Source organism: Amycolatopsis sp. ATCC 39116 (genome assembly GCF_000231075.2).
GTDB classification, from domain to species: domain Bacteria; phylum Actinomycetota; class Actinomycetes; order Mycobacteriales; family Pseudonocardiaceae; genus Amycolatopsis_E; species Amycolatopsis_E tucumanensis.
On sequence record NZ_AFWY03000003.1, the window covers coordinates 168,291 to 184,264 of the forward strand.

17 protein-coding genes are annotated in these 15,974 nt (G+C 72.0%); 12 read left to right on the top strand and 5 right to left on the bottom strand.

The genetic code is table 11. The features are described 5' to 3' along the window. Positions 1–12 precede the first annotated feature (12 nt). Genes AMY39116_RS0305625 through AMY39116_RS0305635 form a run of 3 tightly spaced genes read left to right on the top strand, consistent with a single transcriptional unit; the run spans position 13 to position 2,710 of the window. A complete protein-coding gene (locus tag AMY39116_RS0305625; protein ID WP_020416718.1) occupies positions 13–1,068 on the top strand; it encodes an acyl-CoA dehydrogenase family protein in 1,056 nt (351 codons plus the stop codon). Next, on the top strand, positions 1,065–1,847 hold the full coding sequence (locus tag AMY39116_RS0305630) for an enoyl-CoA hydratase/isomerase family protein (protein WP_020416719.1): 783 nt from the start codon (positions 1,065–1,067) through the stop codon (positions 1,845–1,847). The genes AMY39116_RS0305625 and AMY39116_RS0305630 overlap by 4 nt, the downstream gene beginning before the upstream one ends. Then, on the top strand, positions 1,832–2,710 hold the full coding sequence (locus AMY39116_RS0305635) for a crotonase/enoyl-CoA hydratase family protein (protein WP_020416720.1): 879 nt from the start codon (positions 1,832–1,834) through the stop codon (positions 2,708–2,710). Before AMY39116_RS0305630 ends, AMY39116_RS0305635 begins: the two co-directional genes overlap by 16 nt. Before the next feature lie 13 nt (positions 2,711–2,723). On the opposite strand, the gene AMY39116_RS0305640 is transcribed toward AMY39116_RS0305635, so the two are convergent. Next, the gene (locus AMY39116_RS0305640) at positions 2,724–3,491 is read right to left on the bottom strand and encodes an SDR family NAD(P)-dependent oxidoreductase (RefSeq protein WP_020416721.1); all 768 of its coding nucleotides are present in this window, start codon (positions 3,489–3,491) and stop codon (positions 2,724–2,726) included. A gap of 47 nt (positions 3,492–3,538) precedes the next feature. Here AMY39116_RS0305640 and AMY39116_RS0305645 point away from each other — a divergent pair, with 47 nt between their 5' ends. Genes AMY39116_RS0305645 through AMY39116_RS0305655 form a run of 3 tightly spaced genes read left to right on the top strand, consistent with a single transcriptional unit; the run spans position 3,539 to position 7,097 of the window. Then, the gene (locus tag AMY39116_RS0305645; RefSeq protein ID WP_020416722.1) at positions 3,539–4,792 is read left to right on the top strand and encodes an acyl-CoA dehydrogenase family protein; all 1,254 of its coding nucleotides are present in this window, start codon (positions 3,539–3,541) and stop codon (positions 4,790–4,792) included. Next, entirely contained in the window at positions 4,789–6,084 is a 1,296-nt protein-coding gene (locus tag AMY39116_RS0305650) for a phosphotransferase family protein (protein WP_020416723.1), read from the top strand. Before AMY39116_RS0305645 ends, AMY39116_RS0305650 begins: the two co-directional genes overlap by 4 nt. After that, positions 6,081–7,097: an SMP-30/gluconolactonase/LRE family protein gene (locus tag AMY39116_RS0305655; RefSeq protein ID WP_020416724.1), complete on the top strand. Its 1,017-nt coding sequence runs from the start codon at positions 6,081–6,083 to the stop codon at positions 7,095–7,097. The genes AMY39116_RS0305650 and AMY39116_RS0305655 overlap by 4 nt, the downstream gene beginning before the upstream one ends. A 729-nt stretch (positions 7,098–7,826) precedes the next feature. Here the strand turns inward: AMY39116_RS0305655 and AMY39116_RS0305660 are convergent. From AMY39116_RS0305660 to AMY39116_RS0305670, 3 genes are all read right to left on the bottom strand, one after another. Then, on the bottom strand, positions 7,827–8,507 hold the full coding sequence (locus AMY39116_RS0305660; protein WP_020416725.1) for a hypothetical protein: 681 nt from the start codon (positions 8,505–8,507) through the stop codon (positions 7,827–7,829). Positions 8,508–8,510: 3 nt separating this feature from the next. Continuing rightward, positions 8,511–8,648 carry a hypothetical protein gene (locus AMY39116_RS45965; RefSeq protein WP_157358430.1) on the bottom strand — a complete coding sequence of 46 codons (138 nt, stop codon included), beginning with the start codon at positions 8,646–8,648 and terminating at the stop codon, positions 8,511–8,513. A gap of 67 nt (positions 8,649–8,715) precedes the next feature. Continuing rightward, entirely contained in the window at positions 8,716–9,336 is a 621-nt protein-coding gene (locus AMY39116_RS0305670; RefSeq protein WP_020416727.1) for an L-threonylcarbamoyladenylate synthase, read from the bottom strand. A 121-nt stretch (positions 9,337–9,457) separates the two neighbouring features. Between AMY39116_RS0305670 and AMY39116_RS0305675 the strand changes: the two genes are divergently transcribed. Beyond that, complete coding sequence (locus tag AMY39116_RS0305675; protein WP_027935665.1) at positions 9,458–10,156, top strand: SDR family oxidoreductase; 699 nt, start codon at positions 9,458–9,460, stop codon at positions 10,154–10,156. Between the two features lie 266 nt (positions 10,157–10,422). Here the strand turns inward: AMY39116_RS0305675 and AMY39116_RS47960 are convergent, their stop codons facing one another. After that, positions 10,423–11,094: an IclR family transcriptional regulator gene (locus AMY39116_RS47960; RefSeq protein ID WP_020416729.1), complete on the bottom strand. Its 672-nt coding sequence runs from the start codon at positions 11,092–11,094 to the stop codon at positions 10,423–10,425. A gap of 114 nt (positions 11,095–11,208) precedes the next feature. Here AMY39116_RS47960 and AMY39116_RS0305685 point away from each other — a divergent pair, with 114 nt between their 5' ends. Genes AMY39116_RS0305685 through AMY39116_RS0305705 form a run of 5 tightly spaced genes read left to right on the top strand, consistent with a single transcriptional unit; the run spans position 11,209 to position 15,942 of the window. Beyond that, positions 11,209–11,616 (top strand): nuclear transport factor 2 family protein, encoded by a 408-nt coding sequence (locus tag AMY39116_RS0305685; protein ID WP_020416730.1) that lies wholly within the window; start codon positions 11,209–11,211, stop codon positions 11,614–11,616. Then, positions 11,613–12,419, top strand: coding sequence for an SDR family NAD(P)-dependent oxidoreductase (locus AMY39116_RS0305690; RefSeq protein ID WP_020416731.1), 807 nt, complete (start codon positions 11,613–11,615; stop codon positions 12,417–12,419). Before AMY39116_RS0305685 ends, AMY39116_RS0305690 begins: the two co-directional genes overlap by 4 nt. Further along, positions 12,412–13,188 (top strand): SDR family NAD(P)-dependent oxidoreductase, encoded by a 777-nt coding sequence (locus AMY39116_RS0305695; protein WP_020416732.1) that lies wholly within the window; start codon positions 12,412–12,414, stop codon positions 13,186–13,188. The genes AMY39116_RS0305690 and AMY39116_RS0305695 overlap by 8 nt, the downstream gene beginning before the upstream one ends. Then, positions 13,185–14,591 (top strand): FAD-dependent oxidoreductase, encoded by a 1,407-nt coding sequence (locus AMY39116_RS0305700; protein ID WP_020416733.1) that lies wholly within the window; start codon positions 13,185–13,187, stop codon positions 14,589–14,591. The genes AMY39116_RS0305695 and AMY39116_RS0305700 overlap by 4 nt, the downstream gene beginning before the upstream one ends. Before the next feature lie 28 nt (positions 14,592–14,619). Continuing rightward, positions 14,620–15,942, top strand: coding sequence for an MFS transporter (locus AMY39116_RS0305705; RefSeq protein WP_020416734.1), 1,323 nt, complete (start codon positions 14,620–14,622; stop codon positions 15,940–15,942). The last annotated feature ends 32 nt before the right edge of the window (positions 15,943–15,974 follow it).

A 15,974-nucleotide genomic window follows, 5' to 3' on the forward strand; every position in this document is an offset into this window, starting at 1 on the left:
AGGAGAGGGATCGTGCAGCTGGTGCTCGACACCGAACAGCAGCAACTGCGGTCGACGGTGCGCAAACTGCTCGCCGACCACAACAACGTCCGGTCCGTCGTGGACGGTGACGACGCTTACGACGCCGCGCTGTGGCGGCACCTGGCGGAGCTCGGCCTGACCGGGCTCGTCGTGCCCGAGGAGCTCGGCGGCGCGGGTGCGGGTCACGTGGAACGGGCCGTGGTGCTCGAAGAGCTGGGCCGCGCGCTCGCGCCGGTGCCGTTCTTCGCCTCCGCGGTGCTGGCGGTCGACGCGCTGGTGGCGCTGGGGGACACCGAGGTGCTGCCCGCGCTGGCGGCGGGGGAGAAGATCGGCGCGCTGGCGGTTTCGACGGAGTGGGGGCCCGCCCCGGTGAGCGCCACCGAACGTGACGGCGGCTGGGTGCTCGACGGGCACGCGCCGTTCGTCATCTCCGGTGACGTCGCCGACGTCTTCGTCGTCTACACCGCCGACGGGTGGTTCGTGGCCAAGGACGCGCAGCGGACGGCACTGACCACTTTGGACCCCACGCGCGGGCAGGCGAAGCTGGAGTTCGCCGCGACCCCGGCCCGCAGGCTGGACACCGCGGACCCGGCCGCCGTGCTGGAGGAGGTGCGGGACCTCGCGTCCGTGGCGCTGGCCGCCGAGCAGGTCGGCGGCATCGCGAAGGTGCTGGAAACCACGGTCGAGTACGCGAAGGTGCGGGTGCAGTTCGGCCGCGCGATCGGCTCGTACCAGGCGGTCAAGCACGCCTGCGCGGACCTCTACAGCACCAGCGAACGCGCGGAATCCCTGCTGCGCCACGCCGCGTGGGCCGCGGACCACGACCGGGAGGCGCTGCCGCTGGCCGCGGCCACCACGCAGGTGTTCACCGGGCCGGCCTACTTCGGGGCGGCGGCGTCCGGCCTGCAGCTGCACGGCGGCATCGGCTACACGTGGGAGCACGACGCGCACCTCTACTACAAGCGGGCCAAGAGCAGCGAGCTGTTGTTCGGCGGCCAGGACGTGCAGCTGGCTCGCCTCGCCGGGCGACTGGACGGTGCTCAGTGACGGACCAGCCGGTGCTGCTCGACCGGGCGGGGGCGGTGCTGACCGTGACCCTGAACCGGCCGCACCGCAAGAACGCGATCGACCAGCCGATGTGGGACGGGTTGTACGACGCGTTCCGCGACGCCGAACGGGACGACGACGTGCGCGTGGTCGTCGTCACCGGCGCGGGCGGCGACTTCTGCGCGGGCGCCGACCTGTCCGCGGCTCGGAAGGACCACCCGCTGACGCGGATGCACCGGGTCAACGACGTCGCGCTGGCCCTGAACGAGATCTCCAAGCCGACGATCGCGAAGGTCGACGGCGTCGCGGTCGGCGCGGGCTGGAACCTCGCGCTCGGCTGCGACCTCGTCGTGGCCACCGAACGGGCGCGGTTCAGTCAGATCTTCGCCAGGCGTGGGCTGTCGCTGGACTTCGGCGGCTCGTGGCTGCTGCCCCGGCTCGTCGGGCTGCAGCAGGCGAAACGGCTCGCGCTGCGCGCCGAGATGATCGGCGCGGCCGAGGCACTCGACCTCGGTCTGGTCACCTGGATCAAGCCGGCCGCCGAGCTGGATTCCTTTGTGGACGAGCTGACCGCCGAGCTGGCCGCGGCGCCGCCGGTCGCGCTGGCGCTGAGCAAGCGGCTGCTCGAAGAGGGCGCGAGCCGGACGCTGCGCGAGGCGCTGGAGGGCGAGGCGCGGGCGCAGACGGTGAACTTCGCGACCGAGGACGCGCCCGCCGCGTTCGAGGCGTTCCTCACCAAGACGGAAGCGGAATACACGGGACGATGGGCGGTGCGGTGAGCTACGACGAAATCACCTACGAGGTCTCCGACGGGATCGCCACGATCACGTTGAACCGGCCGGCGCGGCTGAACGCGTTCACGCTGGAGATGGCGCACGAGCTGGTCGCGGCGTTCGACGAGGTGGACGCCGACGACTCGGTGCGGGTGGTCGTGGTGACCGGCGCCGGGCGCGGGTTCTGCGCGGGCGCGGACCTCGAACGCGGCGCGGGCACGTTCGACAAGAACGCGATCGGCGACGTGAAGGGGTTCGGCGAGATCGACGGCGTGCCGCGCGACGCCGGCGGCGCGGTGGCGCTGCGGATCGCGGCGTGCAAGAAGGTCGTCATCGGCGCGTTCAACGGGCCCGCGGTCGGCGTCGGCGTGACCATGTCGCTGCCGATGGACATCCGGATCGCCAGTGAGAACGCCAAGTTCGGGTTCGTGTTCGCGCGGCGCGGGATCCTGCTGGAGGCCGCCTCCTCGTGGTTCCTGCCGCGGGTCGTCGGCATCTCGCAGGCGATGGAGTGGGTCGCGACCGGGCGGGTGTTCGACGCCGCCGAGGCCCGCGCGGGCGGGCTGGTCTCGCGGGTCGTGCCGCCGGACGAGCTGATCCCCGCGGCGACGGCGATCGCCCGTGAGGTCGCGGACAACACGTCGGCGGTGTCGGTCGCGGTGTCCCGGCAGCTGCTGTGGGGCATGCTCGGCTCGCCGACGCCGTGGGACGCCCACCGCGCGGACTCCAGCGTGCTGCTGCAGCTCGGTGCGGGCAAGGACGCGATGGAGGGCGTGATGGCGTTCCTGGAGAAGCGGGCGCCGGACTTCCCCGGCCGCGTCAGCACCGACTACCCGGACGGGGTCCCGCCCTTCCCCGGGACCCCGTGAGCCGGTGGCCCGGTCAGAAGCTGAGGTAACCGCCGTCGACGGTGATCGTGTCGGCGGTGTGGAACGCGCTGGCCGGGCTCGCCAGGTACACGGCGAGCGCGCCGAAGTCGTCGGGTTTGCCCCAGCGGCCGACCGGCATCCGCGGCAGCACCCGGCGCTGGAACCCTTCCGAGTCGAGCGCCGGGGCCGCCAGCGGCGTGTGCACCCAGCCGGGCAGGACCGCGTTGGCGCGGATGCCATGCCGGGCCAGCTCGACCGCGATCGACTTGATCATCGCGGTGAGCCCGGCCTTGCTCGCCGCGTACGCCTGCCCGCGCGGCTGGCCCTGCACCGCCGCGACGCTCGACGTGCCGACCAGGCTCCCGCCGGTGCCCTGCGCCAGCATCACCCTTGCCGCGGCGCGCAGGGTCAGGAACGCGCCGTCCAGGTCGACGCGGGTGACGCGGCGGAACTCCGCCAGCGACGTCTCGGTGAACCGGCTGCCGACCCCGCCGACACCGGCGTTGACGAAGCAGGAATCCAGGCGCCCCAGCGCTTCCACGCTGCGCGCCATAGCGGACTCCACCTGGTCCTCGTCGCCGACGTCGCAGCGCACGGCGAGGACCTTGATGCCGTGCCGGGACAGCTCGGCGACGGCTTCCTCGTTGCGCTCGGTGTTGGTGCCCCAGATCGCGACGTCGGCCCCGGCGGCGGCGAGCGCGCCGGCCATCGCGAGGCCGATCCCCGAATTGCCGCCGGTGATGACGGATGCGTGCCCGGTGAGGTCGAACGGGTTGGTCATCCGCGGATAGTGCCCCAGTTTTCCCCCGCCACGCAAGGAGTTGCCCCATGGACTTCGAGTTGCCCGCGGCGTTGCGGCAGCTGCTCGCCGACCTGGACCGGTTCCTCGAAGACGAGATCTGGCCGCTGCAACGGGAAGACGACAACGAGCGCTTCTTCGACCACCGCCGCGAGTTCGCCCGCACCGACTTCGAGGCGGGCGGCACCCCGCGCCGCGAATGGGAGGAGCTGCTGAGGGAGATGTTCCGGCGCGCCGACCGCGCGGGCTGGCTCCGGTATGGGCTGCCGAAGTCCGTCGGCGGCAGCGACGGCAGCAACCTCGACATGGCCGTGATCCGCGAGCACCTTGCCGCGAAGGGCCTCGGCCTGCACAACGACCTGCAGAACGAGTCCTCGGTCGTCGGCAACTTCCCGTTCGTGCACATGTTCCTCGCCGCGGGCACGCCGGAGCAGCAGAGCGAGTTCGTCGAGGACATGATCACCGGCCGCAAACGGGTCGCGTTCGGACTGACCGAACCGGACCACGGCAGCGACGCGACCTGGCTGGAGACCACTGCCGTGCCGGACGGCGACGGCTGGATCCTCAACGGCGCCAAGCGGTTCAACTCCGGCCTGCACTCGGCGACCCACGACGTGATCTTCGCCCGCACCTCCGGCGACGGCGGCGATCCCCGCGGCATCACCGCGTTCATCGTGCCCACCGACACGCCCGGATTCTCCGTCGACTTCCACTGGTGGACGTTCAACATGCCCACCGACCACGCCGAGGTCACGCTGTCCGACGTCCGCGTGCCCGCCACCGCGGTGTTCGGCGAGGTGGGCAAGGGCCTCGCGCTGGCACAGCACTTCGTGCACGAGAACCGGATCCGGCAGGCCGCCTCCGGCGTCGGCGCGGCGCAGTACTGCATCGACCGCAGCGTGGCGTACGCGCGGGAACGGCGGACGTTCGGCCGCCCGCTCGCCGAACGGCAGGCCATCCAGTGGCCCCTGGTCGAGCTGCAGACCGAGGCCGAGCTGGTGCGCACCCTCGTGCGCAAGACGGCGTGGGAGCTCGACCGCACCGACCACATGCTGATCAGCGACAAGGTGTCGATGTGCAACTACCGCGCGAACCGGCTGGTGTGCGACGCCGCCGACCGCGCGATGCAGGTGCACGGCGGGCTCGGCTACACGCGGCACACGCCGTTCGAGCACATCTACCGGCACCACCGCCGCTATCGGATCACCGAGGGCGCCGAGGAGATCCAGATGCGCAAGATCGCCGGCTACCTGTTCGGGTTCGCGGGGCCGGACAAGCGATGAGCGAGCTGGCGGAGGCGCTCGGACGGCGGCTGGGCGCGGCGATCACCGGACTGCGGCGGCTGAGCGGCGGGGCGAGCCGGGAGACCTGGGCGTTCACCGCCGAGCCGGGCGGGCGGCTGGTGCTGCGGCGGGACCCGCCGGGGGAGTGCCGCCCGGCGGAGATGGCGCGGGAGGCCGCGTTGATCCGGGCCGCGCGCGAGGCCGGGGTGCCGGTGCCGCGGCTGGTGGACCACGGGCCGGACGTGCTCGGCTCGCCGTACCTGATCACCGAGCACGTCGACGGCGAGACGATCCCCCGGCGGTTGCTGCGGGACCCGGAGTTCGCGGACGTGCGACCGAAGCTCGCCGCGGAGCTGGGGCGGGTCGCGGCGCGCATCCACACCATGCCCGACGTGCCCGGGCTGCCCGCGGCGGACCCGCTGGAGTCGCTGGTGGAGCTCTACGACGAGCTGGACCAGCCGTTGCCGTCGCTGGAGATCGGGTTGCGCTGGTTGCGGGACCACCGCCCGGAGCCGGCGGGGGACACCGTGGTGCACGGCGACTTCCGCACCGGCAATCTGATCATCGGCCCGGACGGGCTCGCCGCGGTGCTGGACTGGGAACTGGCGCACCGCGGCGACCCGCTGGAGGACCTCGGCTGGTTGTGCGTCAAGGCGTGGCGGTTCTCCTCGCCGCTGCCCGCGGGCGGGTTCGGCACGCGGGAGGAGCTGCTCGACGGGTACGCCGAGGTCGCCGGGTTCCGCCCGGATCCCGCGGCGGTGCACTGGTGGGAGGTGTTCGGGACGTTCCGGTGGGCGGTGCTCTGCCTGCGGCAGGCCGAGCGGCACCTGAGCGGGCGGATCCGGTCGGTGGAGCTGGCGGCGGTCGGGCGGCGGGTGTGCGAGCAGGAGCACGACCTGCTGACGGCGCTCGGCACGCCTGCCGTCCCGGTGGACGCGGTGCCGGATACGGCGCCGGACCTGCACGGCAGGCCGACCGCGGCGGAGCTGGTGGAGGCGGTGGCGGAGTTCCTGCGGGCCGACGTCATGCCGGGCACCGAGGGGCGGGTGTCGTTCCAGGCGCGGGTGGCGGCGAACGTGCTGGGCATCGTGTCGCGCGAGTTGCGCTTGGGCGCTGGGCAGGAGCGGCGGCACGTGGACCGGCTCGCGGCGCTGGGGTTCGCGACGCACGCGGAGCTGGCGCGGGCGGTGCGGTCGGGCGTCGTGGCGGTGGCGGACGTGGTCGCCGCGGTGCGGGCCGACGTGACGGACCGGTTGCTGGTGGCGAACCCGAAGTACCTGGAGACGGCGTGAAGGAGATCGCGAGCGGGCTGCGGTTCCCGGAGGGGCCGGTCGCGCTGGACGACGGTTCGGTGCTCGTGGTGGAGGTCGAGCGCGGCACGGTGTCGCGGGTGTGGCCGGACGGGTCGGTCACGGTGGTCGCCGACTGCGGTGGCGGTCCGAACGGCGCGGCGATCGGGCCGGACGGGGTGATCTATGTCTGCAACAACGGCGGCTTCACCTGGCACCGGCGCGACGGGCTGACGATGCCCGGCGGTCAGCCGCCGGACTACCGCGGCGGGAGCATCCAGCGCGTGTCCTGGGACGGCTCGGTGACGGTGCTGTACAAGTCGGTGGACGGCAGGCCGTTGCGCGGGCCGAACGACCTGGTGTTCGACGCGCACGGCGGGTTCTACTTCACCGACCTGGGCAAACAGCGGGAGCGGGACAGCGACCGCGGCGGGCTGTACTACGCGCGGGCGGACGGCTCGCTGGTCGAGGAGATCGCGTATGGCTTCACCGGGCTCAACGGGGTGGGCCTGTCACCGGACGGTTCGCGGGTGTACGCGGCGGAGACCGTGACCGGCCGGGTGTGGTTCTGGAACGTGGACGGGCCGGGCCGGATCTCGCGTGCGCGGGGCGGGGTGCGCGGTCCGGCGGGTGGGGTGCGCGGCCTGGCGGGTGGGGTGCGCGGCCTGGCGGGTGGGGTGCGCGGTCCGGCGGGTGGGGTGCGCGGTCCGGCGGGCGCCACGCTGCTGCATGGCTTCGGCGGCTACCAGTTGCTGGACTCGCTCGCGGTGGATTCGGCGGGCAACATCTGCGTGGCGACGATCATGACGGGCGGGATCAGCGTGCTCAGCGCGTCGGGTGAGCTGCTGGACGTGGTGCGCCCACCGGAGCCGGACCCGTTCGTGACGAACATCTGCTTCGGCGGCCCCGACCTGCGGACGGCGTACATCACCGCGTCCGGCACCGGCAAGCTCTGGGCCGCGGACTGGCCCCGCCCCGGCCTGCGGCCCAACTACGCGGGCGCCGCGCCGCGGTGACGGCCACGCGCAGCCACTCGCCCGGGTGGCCTTTTCCGAGCACCGGCGCGGGACAGCCGTTCCGGAGCCGCCTGGGGTGCTGTCCCGGAGCCACCTGGCTTGGGTCGCGGCTCGACTGCGTGCGCGTCGGGCGGCGTGGGACGGTGTGAGCCTCGCCGAGGGTGGTCTTTCCGGGTTCACCCACTCGGTTTGCGGCTCGACTACGCCGGTGCCGCGCCGCAGTGACGGCCCGGGACAGTGCGCAAGCCCTTCGCCCGGGGCGGCCTTCCCGGGGTCACCCACTGGGTTGTGTCTCAACAGGCGGGCGCCGCGCCGCGGTGACGGCCCAGGACAGGGCGCATGCGCCTCGCTCGGAGGTGGCCGTTCCGAGCCAGTCGCGCGGGTTGCGGCTCGACTGCGCATGCGTCGCGCTGCGGTGCCGCCGGGACGGTGCGCGCCCCTCGGCGGGGGTGGCCTTTTCCGGGTTCACCCACTCGGTCGCGGCTCAACTACGCGGGCGCCGCGCCGGGGTGACGGCCACGCGCAAGCCACTCGCCCGGGTGGCCTTTTCCGAGCACCGGCGCGGGACAGCCGTTCCGGAGCCACCCGCCTGGGGTGCTGTCCCGGAGCCACCTGGCCTGGGTTGCGGCTCGACTGCGTGCGCGTCGCGCAGCGGTGGCGGCCCGGGACGGCGCGCAAGCCCTCCGCCCGAGGGTGGCCGTTGCGAGGCCACCCGCCCCGGGCTGCGGCTCAACTGCCCTTCGTGAGCTTGTCCAGCTGGGTCTGCAGCTCGTCGAGCCGCGCGTGCAGCAGCGCGACCTCCGCCGACAGCAGCGGCACCAGCTCCGGCGCCGACGTCGTCGCGCCGGTCGTGAAGGCGACCGCCCGGTCGTCCCGGTGCACCGGCACCCCGGCCAGGCGGCTGAAGTGCTCCAGCGTGAGCGGCGGGCGGTTGCCCGCACACGTCGAGCACACCGGCAGCAGCTTGCGCCACCCCACGACCCCGGTGCCGGTCGCCACGAACACCTGCGCCGGCCACCCGCACGCGCACAACCCGGCGTGCACGGCCGTCACCGTCTGCTTCGAGTACCGCACGCCCCGCTCGTACAGGAAGTAGCGCCCCGCGGCGTCCACCTCCAGCAGCACGCTCTGCTGGTACTGCGGATCGCAGGCCAGTGCGCGGGCGTCGGCGAGTTCGTGGAAGCAGTAGAACCCGCAGTCGCACAGGCGGGACGGGCTCTGGTGACGGCTGCTCTGCGCGCACTTCGCCTCGGCTGTCACCCGGTAGGCGTGCGTGCGTCCGAGCGACACCCCGGTGAACCCGGCTTCGGTGCCGTCGGCGGAGAGCATCGGGTAGGCGAGCTTGTAGCCGCGCAGCGGGACGTCGCGCCGTTCCTGGGGCGTGCGGCGCAACGACAGCCTGCCCGCCATGGCTCAGCGGTCGGCGGTGACGGGGGCGGGGCGCTCCGGTTCGGGGGTTTCGGCGGTTTCGCGCGGCTCCTCGACCGGGATGACCTCTTCGGCCTTGGATTCCTCGACGACGCCCACGGCAAGCTTCCGGCCCAGTCTCATCGCAGCCTCCTCGCGGATCACGGGTGCGTTTTTCCAGCGTGACCCGTGAACGCGGCGATGTCCAGAGCTATTCGAACCGCGAGGTGTCTCCAGCACCCTTTCGGACGATCTCCGGCTCGCCGCTGGAGAAGTCGATCACCGTGGTGGGCTCGGTGCCGCAGTCGCCGGAGTCGACCACCCCGTCGACCATGTGGTCCAGCTCGTCCTTGATCTCCCAGCCCTGGGTGAGCGGCTCCTCGTGGTCGGGCAGCAGCAGGGTGCTGGAGACCAGTGGCTCGCCCAGCTCGTCGAGCAGCGCCTGCGCGACGACGTGGTCCGGGATGCGCACGCCGACGGTCTTCTTCTTCGGGTGCAGCAGCCGGCGCGGCACCTCTTTCGTGGCGGGCAGGATGAACGTGTAGCTGCCCGGGGTGGCGGCCTTGATCGCGCGGAAGACGGTGTTGTCGACGTGCGCGAACTGGCCGAGCTGGGCGAAGTCGCGGCAGACGAGCGTGAAGTGGTGCCGGTCGTCGAGGTGCCGGATGGCGCGGATGCGGTCCAGCCCGTCGCGGTTGCCGAGCTGGCAGCCCAGGGCGTAGGCGGAGTCGGTCGGGTAGACGATCAGGCCGTCCTGCCGCAGCAGGTCGACGATCTGGCCGATCGACCGGCGCTGGGGGTTGTCCGGGTGCACGTCGAAGTACTTCGCCATGGGTAGAGCTTAGGATCACGCCGCCGCCGCGGCTGCCTGGGTGCGCTGCGCCCAGGAACGTCGCGGCCTGGTCGCCGTCCGGCCGTCTCCCGAAACTGATTGTGACGGAAGGGAGAACACCATGTCGGTTGTGGTCATCACCGGGGCGAGCAGCGGGATCGGCGCGGCCACCGCGGAGGCGCTGGCGGCGGCGGGGCACCAGGTCGTGCTGGGCGCGCGCCGGGAAGAGCGGTTGAAGGAGCTGGCCGCGCGCATCGGCGGCTCGTACCGGAGGCTGGACGTGACGGATGCGGAGGACGTGCGGTCCTTCGTGGACTGGGCGGTGGCCGAGCACGGCCGGGTCGACGTGATCGTCAACAACGCCGGCGTGATGCCACTGTCCGCTTTGGACCGGCTGAAACTCGACGAGTGGAACCGGATGATCGATGTGAACATCCGGGGCGTGCTGCACGGCATCGCGGCGGGGCTGCCGGTGATGCGGCGGCAGGGTGGCGGCCACTTCGTGAACGTGGCGTCGATCGGGGCGCACGAGGTGGTGCCGACGGCGGCGGTCTACTGCGCGACGAAGTACGCGGTGTGGGCGCTGTCGGAGGGGCTGCGCCAGGAGACGGGCCCGGACATCCGGGTGACGACGATCTCGCCCGGCGTGACGGAGTCGGAGTTGGCGGACAGCATCACGGACGCGGAGGCCGCCGAGGGAATGCGGACGTACCGCGCGGGGGCGATACCGGCCGCGGCGATCGCCCGGGCGATCACGTTCGCGATCGAGCAGCCCGCGGAGGTGGACGTGAACGAGATCATCGTCCGCCCGGCGGCTTAGGCGAGCCGAGTCGCGTCGAGAAGTCGGCGAACTCGGGAACAGTCCGGCGACCGGCCGGGCGGTCATGGAGCGTGCTCGCCGTCCGCGGGGACACCCCACGACCATCGCGGACTTGGTCCGCGCTGTGCACGAAGCTCAGCGTCGGCGCCGAGCCCGCAACGGCGGTAACTGGCCCGCTGCGCCGACGCCGCGGCTTCAACGAATTGAACCAGCCACCGCAGCGCGTCAGCCGCGCCCGGTGGCTGGTTCACGTACCGGCACTTTCCCTACCGCAGCAGGGAACCCAGTCGCTGGGCCGCCTCGACCACCGTGCGGCCCAGCGACTCCTCGTCGGGTGCGGAGAACAGTGACAGGCCGATGCTGACCTCCCGCCCGGGCACCACCGCGGAAATCCCGATGATCGACGGCGCGATTTCCCCGTAGGACACGGCGAAACCACGCTTCCGGGCCAGCGCGACCTCCTCCCGCTCGCCCTCCGCCGCCGGGGCCGCGGCCAGCAGCGCCAAGCCTGCCGAACCGCGGTCGATCGGGTCCACCTGGCCGGGCCGGAAGCTCACGTGCATCCGCGCCTGCCGCGGCTCGACGATCATCAGCATCCGCACCTCGTCCGCGCCCTCCCGCACCACCAGGTGCGCCGTCGCCTGGGTGACGTCCGTCAGCTCCTCCAGCACGGGCCGCGCGAGCGTCCGCAGGTCCTGCTCCACCGGCTCGGCCAGCCGCACCAGGCCCGTCCCCAGCGAGATCCGCTTGAACCGGTCCCGCCGGCACAACCGGTGCGCCTCCAGTGTCCGCACCAGCCGGTGCGCCACCGTCCGGTGCACGCCCACCCCTTCGGCGATCTCCGTCAGCGTCATCCCCTGCGGGTGCGCGACGAGCAGCTCGAGGATCTGCAACCCGTTGTGCAGCGTTTTCGACATCCCCGAGTCGACTTCGGACACGCGGGCACCCCCTTGACGACGAACCGGACCGCGACCTACTGTTTCCGTAGTTCGCACGCTGAGTGCGATAATAGCACGCGAATCGCAGCGCGCAAGCCCCCGGAGGAGGTCGTCGTGGACGTGGAGACGCTCGTTCTCGTGCACCAGCTGTACGGCGCGCAGAGCCACTACATCGACGAGGGCCGGGCCCGCGAGTGGGCGCACACCTTCACCCCGGACGGCGAGTTCCACTCACCGAGCTATCCGGCTCCGGTGACCGGCACCGCCGAGCTCACCAGGTTCGCCGAGGACTTCGCCGCGCACCAAGGCGTCACCCGGCACGTCCTCACCAACCTGCACGTCACGCCCGCGGACGACGGCCTCACCGCGCGCGCCTACCTGCAGATCGTGCGCACCCTCCCGGACAGCCCGCCCGAACTCCTCCGCCTGACCACGATCACCGACCACCTGGTCCGCCACGCGGGCACGTGGCGCATCCGCCGCCGGACGGTGCGCCGCGACGACACGAAGGAGAACCGATGACCGACACACGCGCCCAGCACGAGCCGACGACGGCCGTCTACCCGGAATTCGCGGGCAAGGTCGCGGTCGTCACCGGCGCGGCCCGCGGCATGGGCGCGCGCTTCACCGCCGCCCTGGCCACCCGCGGCGTGCACGTCGTCGGCGCCGACATCAACGAAGAGCAGATGCTGGAGACCGCGAACGAACTCACCGCGGAAGTCGCGAGCAGCGACAAGCCCGGCCAGATCATCGGCGCCCGCATCGACGTCACCAAGCCCGAGGACCACGAAACCGTGGCACAGCTGGCGCTGGAGCGGTTCGGGCGCATCGACTTCTGGGTCAACAACGCCGGCATCTTCCCGTTCGCCCTCGCCGACGAGATCACGCCGGAGCAGATCAACGCGACCCTGTCGGTCAACGTCGAGGGCGTCCTCTACGGTGCGCAGACCGCCGCCCGGCACATGGAGCCCGGCAGCGCGATCGTGAACATGTCGTCGGTGTCCGCCGTGCGCGTCCGCCGCGGCCGGGCCGCCTACTGCACCTCCAAGGCCGCCGTCGCGCACCTCACCGAATCGCTCGCCGTCGAGTTCGGCGACCGCGGCATCCGGGTCAACGCGATCGCCCCCGGCTACATCGACACCGAGATGACCCGCTGGGTCAAGGAGGACCCGGCCGCGCTGCGGCACGCGCTCGACGTCGTGCCGCTGCACCGGCTCGGCTCGCCCGAGGAGGTCGTCGGCCCGCTGCTGTTCCTGCTCTCCGACAGCGCCCGCTACGTGACCGGCCACAGCATCGCCGTCGACGGCGGGTCGCGGCATGTCTGAGTACCCGGACACGGTGCTCGTCACCGGCGCCGCCGCCGGCATGGGCGCCAGCCACGCCCGGGCCCTGGCGAAACACGGCACGCACGTGTGCCTGGCCGACATCGCCGACGCCACCCCGGTCGTCGAGGAGATCGAGAACGACGGCGGCTCGGCGTCCGCGCACGCACTGGACGTCACCGACCCACGGGCGTGGGCCCGCGTCGTCGAGGAAATCCGGAAAACTCGCGGCCGTCTCACCGGCCTCGTCAACAACGCCGGCATCTCGCGCCGCCTGGAGTTCCTGGACACCACCGACGAGGTCTGGGAACAGGTCCTCCACATCAACCTGTCCGGCCCGTTCTACGGCATGAAAGCCGTCGCCGGACTGATGCGCGACTCCGGCGGCGGCTCGATCGTCAACATCTCCTCGATCTCCGGTCAGATCGGCTACTTCTCGCCCGCCTACAGCTCCAGCAAGTGGGGGCTGACCGGACTGTCCAAATCGGCCGCGGGCAACTTCGCCAAGTGGGGCATCCGGGTCAACTCCGTCCACCCCGGACTCGTCGAGACCGCGCTGCTCGCCGGTGCGGACTCGTTCGTCGAATCCGCGGTGGCCAGCATCCCGGCCGGGCGCATGGCGCAGCCCGCGGAGATCACCGAGGCCGTGTTGTTCCTGCTCTCGGACAGGTCCAGCTACATGACCGGCAGCGAGGTCACCGTGGACGGCGGCCTGGTGTCCAACGGCCTGTACCACCGCATTCTCGCCGAGACCGGAGGAGACCTGGCATGAACGACGACTGGGACGTGGTGGTCGTCGGCGGTGGCGGCGCCGGGCTCGCCGCGGCCACCTCCGCAGCCGAGCGGGGTGCGTCGGTGCTGTTGTTCGAGTCCGAGACCGAGCTCGGCGGCTCGACGCAGCTGTCCGCCGGCATGTTCACCGCCGCCGGCACGAGCGTGCAGGCCGCGCTGGGCGTCGAGGACTCCGCCGATCGGTTCTTCCAGCACTACATGGACCTCAACTCCTGGCAGCTCAACCCCGGGCTGATCGAGGCGTTCTGCCGCCACTCGGGCCCGACGCTGGAGTGGCTGATCGGCCTCGGTGTGGAGATCCCGGCGAAGGTTTCCGGCAACGCGCACACGCCGGGCCTGTGCCAGGCCGGGGTCGAGGACGTGTGGCGCGGCCACGTGCCGAAGGACCAGGGCTACGGCGTCGTGCAGGTGCTCGCCAAGGCCGCCCGCGCCCGGGGCGTCGAGATCGTCCTCAACACCCGTGTCGAGCGGCTCGTCGAAGACGACGGCCGGGTCCGCGGCGTCGTCGCCGACGGCATCGAGGTGCGGGCGGGCGCGGTGGTGGTCGCCAGCGGCGGGTTCGCCCGGGACCCGGAGCTGCTGGCCCGCTACTACCCGGCGGCGCTGCGGGCGGGCGAGGACCTGTTCGTCGTCGCCGCTGACGGTAGCCGCGGCGACCACCTGCGCTTCGGTGAGCAGGTCGGCGCGGGGGTCACCGGCGACGGCTGGGGCCTGCTGCTGCCCACCGCCTACTTCCAGCGGCTGCACCACTGGCAGTCCGGGTTCCCGCCGAAGTCGCGGATCTACGTCAACGCCGCAGGCCGCCGGTTCATGGACGAGGACGCCTCCTACGCGGTGTCCAGCGGCATCATCGAGCGGCAGGGCGGCGCCGCGTGGGTGATCTTCGACGAGCGCGCCCGCCGCAGCCTGCCCGCCGGGTACGCGCACTGGGACGCCGGCCACGTGCTGGCCGAGGCGGAAGCCGGGCGCACGCTGCGCGCCGGTAGCCTCGAAGAACTGGCCGGCAAGGCCGGGATCCCCGCCGACGCGCTGGTCGCGACCGTGCGCCGGTGGAACGAGCAGCTGCCGTCCGGCCACGACCCGGAGTTCCTGCGGCACCGCACGCTCGCCAACAAGGGCTCGGCCGGCCACCCGGACCCCATCGGCGAACCTCCGTTCTACGCGGCGCGCCTGCTGCCCGCGGAGCTGGTGTGCACGCACGCCGGACTGGAGATCGACGCGCGCGCCGCGGTGCGCGACGAACGCGGCGAGGCCATCGCGGGCCTGTTCGCCGCGGGCGAGGCCGGAGCCGGCGTACTCGGGCAGCGCTACGTCGGCGGCGGCAACGCGGTCGCCAACGCCCTGACCATGGGCCGCCTCGCCGGCGTCAACGCCGCGGCCTGACTTCGCGAGACACTCAACGAGGAGAGACATGAGCGAAACCACCGCTGCCGGGGAACTCGGCAGCCGGACGATCCGCAAGGTCAGCAAGAGAGTCCTGCCGCTGGTCGCGCTGCTGTACGTGTTCAACTACATGGACCGGTCGAACATCAGCTACGCTCAGCTGGGCATGCAGCACGAGCTGCTGATCACCACGGCCGTGTTCGGCACCGCGTCGGCGATCTTCTTCCTCGCCTACGTGGTGTTCGAGATCCCCAGCAACATGATCATGAAGAAGATCGGCGCGCGGATCTGGCTCGCGCGCATCGCGATCAGCTGGGGCATCGTCACCGCCGTCACCGGGTTCGTGCAGAACATCCCGCAGCTCTACATCGCGCGGATCGTGCTCGGCGTCGCCGAGGCCGGGCTCTACCCGGGCCTGCTGCTGTACCTGACGCTGTGGTTCCGCCCGAAGGAACGCGGCCGCGCCATCGCGACGCTGGCGATCGCGCAGCCGATCGCGATGATCCTCGGCAGCCTCACCGGCGGCCTGATCCTCGACCACATCAGCTGGTTCGGCCTGTCCGGCTGGCGCTGGGTGTTCATCCTGCAGGGCCTGCCCGCGGTGCTGGTCGGCCTGATCGTCCTGGTCTACCTGCCGAACAAGCCCAGCCAGGCGCGTTTCCTCTCGCGCGAGGAGAGCGAGTGGCTGGAGACCGAGATCAACTCCGACTACGCACCCGAGCAGAAGGAGACCTTCCTCGGCCAGCTGCGGGTCATGAAGGACCGCAAGGTGCTCTACATGGCCTTCGCGAACCTGTTCGCCGCGTGCGGCCTGTACGGGTTCACCTTCTTCCTGCCGCAGATCGTCAAGCAGATGGACCCGTCCTACTCGGCGACCAACATCGGGTTCCTCGGCGTGATCCCGTGGATCGTCGGCGCGGCCGGCATGCTGCTGGTGGCCCGCAACTCCGACCGGACGGGGGAGCGGCGCGGGCACGTCGTCGCGATGATGCTGCTGGCCGCGATCGGCCTGTTCGGCACGATCCAGTTCCGGCACACCCCGGTGGCGGCGCTGATCTGCCTGTCGCTGGTCGCGATCGGCGTGCTCGGCTACCTCGCGCCGTACTGGGCGCTGGCGTCGCGGGTGCTGTCCAAGGAGCACACCGCGGTCGGGCTGGCCGCGATCAACTCGATCGCCGCGCTGGGCGGTTTCTTCGGGCCGTACGTGATCGGCAAGAACGCCACCGCCGACGACGTGTCGGTGGGCCTGTACTTCCCGATCGCGTGCCTGGTCGTCTGCGCGGTGATGCTGTCCTTCCTCAAGGTGACGAGGGAACGGCGTGGCGCCGCGGCGGCCCGCGAGGTAGTTTAGATATTAACTACTTCCTCCGGCGATAGGGTTGC

What these genes read in the sequence shown, in the direction of transcription:
- AMY39116_RS0305635 (WP_020416720.1), top strand. Translation starts at nt 1,832, where the DNA reads ATGGGCGGTGCGGTGAGCTACGACGAAATCACCTACGAGGTCTCCGAC.
- AMY39116_RS0305640 (WP_020416721.1), bottom strand. Translation starts at nt 3,491, where the DNA reads ATGACCAACCCGTTCGACCTCACCGGGCACGCATCCGTCATCACCGGC.
- AMY39116_RS0305645 (WP_020416722.1), top strand. Translation starts at nt 3,539, where the DNA reads ATGGACTTCGAGTTGCCCGCGGCGTTGCGGCAGCTGCTCGCCGACCTG.
- AMY39116_RS0305650 (WP_020416723.1), top strand. Translation starts at nt 4,789, where the DNA reads ATGAGCGAGCTGGCGGAGGCGCTCGGACGGCGGCTGGGCGCGGCGATC.
- AMY39116_RS0305660 (WP_020416725.1), bottom strand. Translation starts at nt 8,507, where the DNA reads ATGGCGGGCAGGCTGTCGTTGCGCCGCACGCCCCAGGAACGGCGCGAC.
- AMY39116_RS45965 (WP_157358430.1), bottom strand. Translation starts at nt 8,648, where the DNA reads ATGAGACTGGGCCGGAAGCTTGCCGTGGGCGTCGTCGAGGAATCCAAG.
- AMY39116_RS0305670 (WP_020416727.1), bottom strand. Translation starts at nt 9,336, where the DNA reads ATGGCGAAGTACTTCGACGTGCACCCGGACAACCCCCAGCGCCGGTCG.
- AMY39116_RS0305675 (WP_027935665.1), top strand. Translation starts at nt 9,458, where the DNA reads ATGTCGGTTGTGGTCATCACCGGGGCGAGCAGCGGGATCGGCGCGGCC.
- AMY39116_RS0305690 (WP_020416731.1), top strand. Translation starts at nt 11,613, where the DNA reads ATGACCGACACACGCGCCCAGCACGAGCCGACGACGGCCGTCTACCCG.
- AMY39116_RS0305695 (WP_020416732.1), top strand. Translation starts at nt 12,412, where the DNA reads ATGTCTGAGTACCCGGACACGGTGCTCGTCACCGGCGCCGCCGCCGGC.
- AMY39116_RS0305700 (WP_020416733.1), top strand. Translation starts at nt 13,185, where the DNA reads ATGAACGACGACTGGGACGTGGTGGTCGTCGGCGGTGGCGGCGCCGGG.
- AMY39116_RS0305705 (WP_020416734.1), top strand. Translation starts at nt 14,620, where the DNA reads ATGAGCGAAACCACCGCTGCCGGGGAACTCGGCAGCCGGACGATCCGC.